The sequence below is a fragment of the Protofrankia sp. CiP1_Cm_nod4 genome (genome assembly GCF_982290645.1).
The window spans coordinates 3,222-6,805 of the sequence record NZ_CEVIVC010000050.1; the positions used below are offsets into that span (position 1 = coordinate 3,222).

Genomic DNA, 3,584 nt, shown 5'->3' on the forward strand with positions numbered 1-3,584 from the left:
CGCGGGGCCACGCTGCACCGGATCGTGCTGCACGGGGTCACCGCAGCCGTCGCCCGTCTGGACCAGCCCGGCCCCCACGGCCGAGCGTCCGACGCCACCACGCTGCGCGCCGCGGCCGGCCGCTTCGTGTCCCATCCGCGTCCACCGGTGCTGATGGGTGTGGTCGCGGGCCTGGCGGCCGTGCGGCTCGCCCGCGGGCGCTTCGGCCGGACGGACGCGGTGGTCGCGGTGTCCATGGCCGCCGCGCAGCCGTTCGTCGAGTGGGCGGTGCACCGCGGGATCCTGCACGCCCGGCCGGGCAGCCGGGCCGGCGCGGTCTGCTACCGGATCGCCGGCTGGGGGCACGAGCAGCACCACCGCGACCCGACGAACATGGACACGATGTTCGTCCGGCCGCAGGAGGTGCTCGACGTGGGAGCGGTCGCGCTGGTCGTCGCCCTGTCCGGCCCTCCCCCCGCCGCCACCGCGGCCCTGTGCACGGGCCTGGGGCTGCTTGCCTACGACTGGACGCACTTCCTCATCCACACCGGCTATCGCCCGCGCGGCAGGGTGTACCGCAGGATCTGGCGTAACCATCGGTTGCACCACTTCCGCAACGAACGCTACTGGCTGGGTGTGACGTCCAACATCGGCGACGTGCTGCTGGGCACCAACCCGCCGCGGGACGCGGTCCCGGTCTCGCCGACCGCGGCCTACGCCCACCTCCCCGCCGGGTGATCTCCGCCTCACCCGGTGATCTTCGGTGGCACCGGCCCGCCGCCTGCCGCTCCGCTCACGCCCTGTGGACTTACTCACGCCCGGTGCCGGCCGGTCGTCCGGGAAACGGGCCCGCCACCCGCCAGTCGCCGGATCGTCGAATTCCCGCTCCAACGTGATACGGCCGCCGGCGGCCGGCCATTTCCCGGCCGGCCGTCCCGCCCGTGCCCACACCGCGGGCCGTGGACATGCCGGTGACATGTCGTCGATATATCAGTGACATGTCGACGACGTCCGGCCGATGTCACGGAGACGTTGCCCCCGGCCGTGACGGAACCACCGAAAAACACGGCAGGCCGTTTACCGGCGGATTTGACACCGTATTTGCGGACAGGACGTCAGGAGGGTGGCGGGCATTCCGCGCCCAGGGCGTCCAGAGCGATGCCGACGTCGATACGGGTGCCGATACGGGTGCCGTCGACGGCGGTGCCGCCGCCGTCGACGGCCGGATTTCCCCGGCAGGCGGGAGGGCTCCTGGCCGGCTGGGGCGACGGCTGGCCGCCACCGGCGGCGTCCAGTTGTTCCGGTCCCGTGGCCAGCCCTGCCGGTCCCGCGGCCAGCGGGGACGGCGAGGACAGCCTGGCCGGCGCGGCCGCGGCCGGTGGAGCCGTCCGGGCCCGTGGGGAGCCCGCCGGGCTGCCCACGCCTGCCCGCAGCCCGGCGAGGGCCATGCGCCGGGCGAGCGGCGCCGGGCCGTCGGCGGGGACGGCCGGCGGCGCCGACGGTGTGCGCACCACCGCTGGCAGGCCCGGGCCGGCCACGTCCGGCACCCGCGGAAAAGCGGGCGGAGAACCGTTCGGTACCGGCAGCGCGGCGGATCCGCAGGAACTGACGGCGCACACGGCGGCCAGGGCGACCGAACACACCAGCGGAAAACCCGGACCGAAACGCACGACCGCCGCCATCTCAGATATCCGTGCGGCCGACCGCAGTCGCTACCGCGTAACTATTTATTCCGCCCGCTGGCGACACTAGCACCGACGGCGCCGGACACGGCAAATGCCGGGCCGCGGCCGGCGGACAGCTTCCGGACAATGCAACCCGTATGAATCGGTCAATAATTTCTTCGCATCCGGCCGGGCGCGACGGCGTGTCCCGCGCCGAATACCGGTGTCGACTACGGTGGCGACGGCCGCCCACGGCCGGGTCACCGGGAACCCGGAAGCCCCCGCCGGAGGGTACGTACCGCCCGGTACCGGACCCCCATCGCACGTTGCGCCTAACCTCCTGGACGGTAGATAGATAGATGTCGAGCAGGTGACGACCGGCGGGAGCGGGAGCATATGAGCGAGCAGGACTACCGCATCGAGCACGACTCCATGGGTGAGGTGCGCGTGCCGGCCACGGCCAGGTGGCGGGCACAGACCCAGCGTGCGGTCGAGAACTTCCCGGTGTCGGGCCAGCGGATCTCCCGGGCCCACATCGCCGCCCTGGCACGGATCAAGGCGGCGGCGGCGACCGTCAACGCCAAGCTCGGCGTCCTCGACGCGGAGATCGCCGCCGCGATCTCCGAAGCCGCCCAGGAGGTCGCCGAGGGCGCCTGGGACGACCACTTCCCGATCGACGTGTTCCAGACCGGCAGCGGGACGTCGTCCAACATGAACACCAACGAGGTGCTGGCAACCCTCGCCACCGAGCGGCTGGGCCGGCCGGTGCACCCGAACGACCACGTCAACGCGTCCCAGTCGTCCAACGACGTGTTCCCGTCGTCGATCCACGTCGCGGCGACGCAGGCGATCGTCCAGGACCTGATCCCCGCCCTCGAGCACCTGGCCGCCGCCCTCGGGCGCAAGAGCGTCGAGTTCCGCGAGGTCGTGAAGTCGGGGCGCACCCACCTGATGGACGCCACGCCGGTGACCCTCGGCCAGGAGTTCGGTGGCTACGCGGCGGCGGTCCGCTACGGGGTGGAGCGGCTACAGGCGGCCCTGCCGCGCATCGGCGAGCTCCCGCTGGGCGGGACCGCCGTCGGCACCGGTATCAACACCCCGCCCGGCTTCGCCGCCGCCGTCATCGAGCAGCTGGTGGCGTCCACCGGCCTGCCGCTGTCCGAGGCCCGCGACCACTTCGAGGCGCAGGCGTCCCGGGACGGCCTGGTCGAGGCCTCCGGGGTGCTGCGGGTGGTCGCGCTGTCGCTGTACAAGATTTCCAACGACCTGCGCTGGGCGTCGTCGGGCCCGCGTGCCGGGCTCGGCGAGATCCGCCTGCCCGACCTGCAGCCGGGGTCGTCGATCATGCCGGGCAAGGTCAACCCGGTGATCCCCGAGGCCGTCTGCCAGGTTGTCGCGCAGGTGGTCGGCAACGACGCGGCCGTGGCCTTCGGCGGCTCCGCGGGCAACTTCGAGCTGAACGTGATGCTGCCGGTGATCGCCCGCAACCTGCTGGAGTCGATCCACATCCTGTCCACCATCAGCCGGCTGTTCGCCGACCGCTGCGTGGACGGCATCGTCGCGGACGTCGAGGCTGCCGGCGGTTCGCGGAGTCCTCGCCGTCCATCGTGACGCCGCTGAACCGTTACATCGGCTACGAGGAGGCAGCCAAGGTCGCCAAGCAGTCCCTGGCCGAGGAGAAGACGATCCGCGAGGTCGTCCTCGAACGCGGCTACGTGGCCGCGGGCAGGCTCACCGAGGAGCAGCTGGACGCCGCGCTGGACGTCCTGTCGATGACCCACCCGTAAGCTCGATGACCCACCCGTAAGCCGCGCCCGGCCCGGCCGGCGGTGTGATCGTGTTCTTCCACACCGCCGGCCGGGCCGGATCCGTGGGGCACCGGTGGGCCAGGGAAAGTATGATCATCCCTGCCGGACGCCGCCGGGACGAGATCACCGGGCT

Annotated in this window: 2 protein-coding genes and 1 pseudogene; 2 read left to right on the top strand and 1 reads right to left on the bottom strand. The window is 72.4% G+C overall.

Features of this window, described 5'->3' with window-relative positions:
- Window positions 1–717, top strand: a 717-nt coding sequence (locus tag AC5LSR_RS11800) for a sterol desaturase family protein (protein ID WP_493468450.1), incomplete at its 5' end; no start/stop codon positions are given.
- 377 nt (window positions 718–1,094) lie between these two features.
- On the opposite strand, the gene AC5LSR_RS11805 is transcribed toward AC5LSR_RS11800, so the two are convergent.
- A complete protein-coding gene (locus tag AC5LSR_RS11805; RefSeq protein ID WP_493468451.1) occupies window positions 1,095–1,649 on the bottom strand; it encodes a hypothetical protein in 555 nt (184 codons plus the stop codon).
- Between the two features lie 390 nt (window positions 1,650–2,039).
- Here AC5LSR_RS11805 and AC5LSR_RS11810 point away from each other — a divergent pair.
- Window positions 2,040–3,430 (top strand): annotated as a pseudogene (locus AC5LSR_RS11810) (class II fumarate hydratase).
- Window positions 3,431–3,584: the final 154 nt, after the last annotated feature.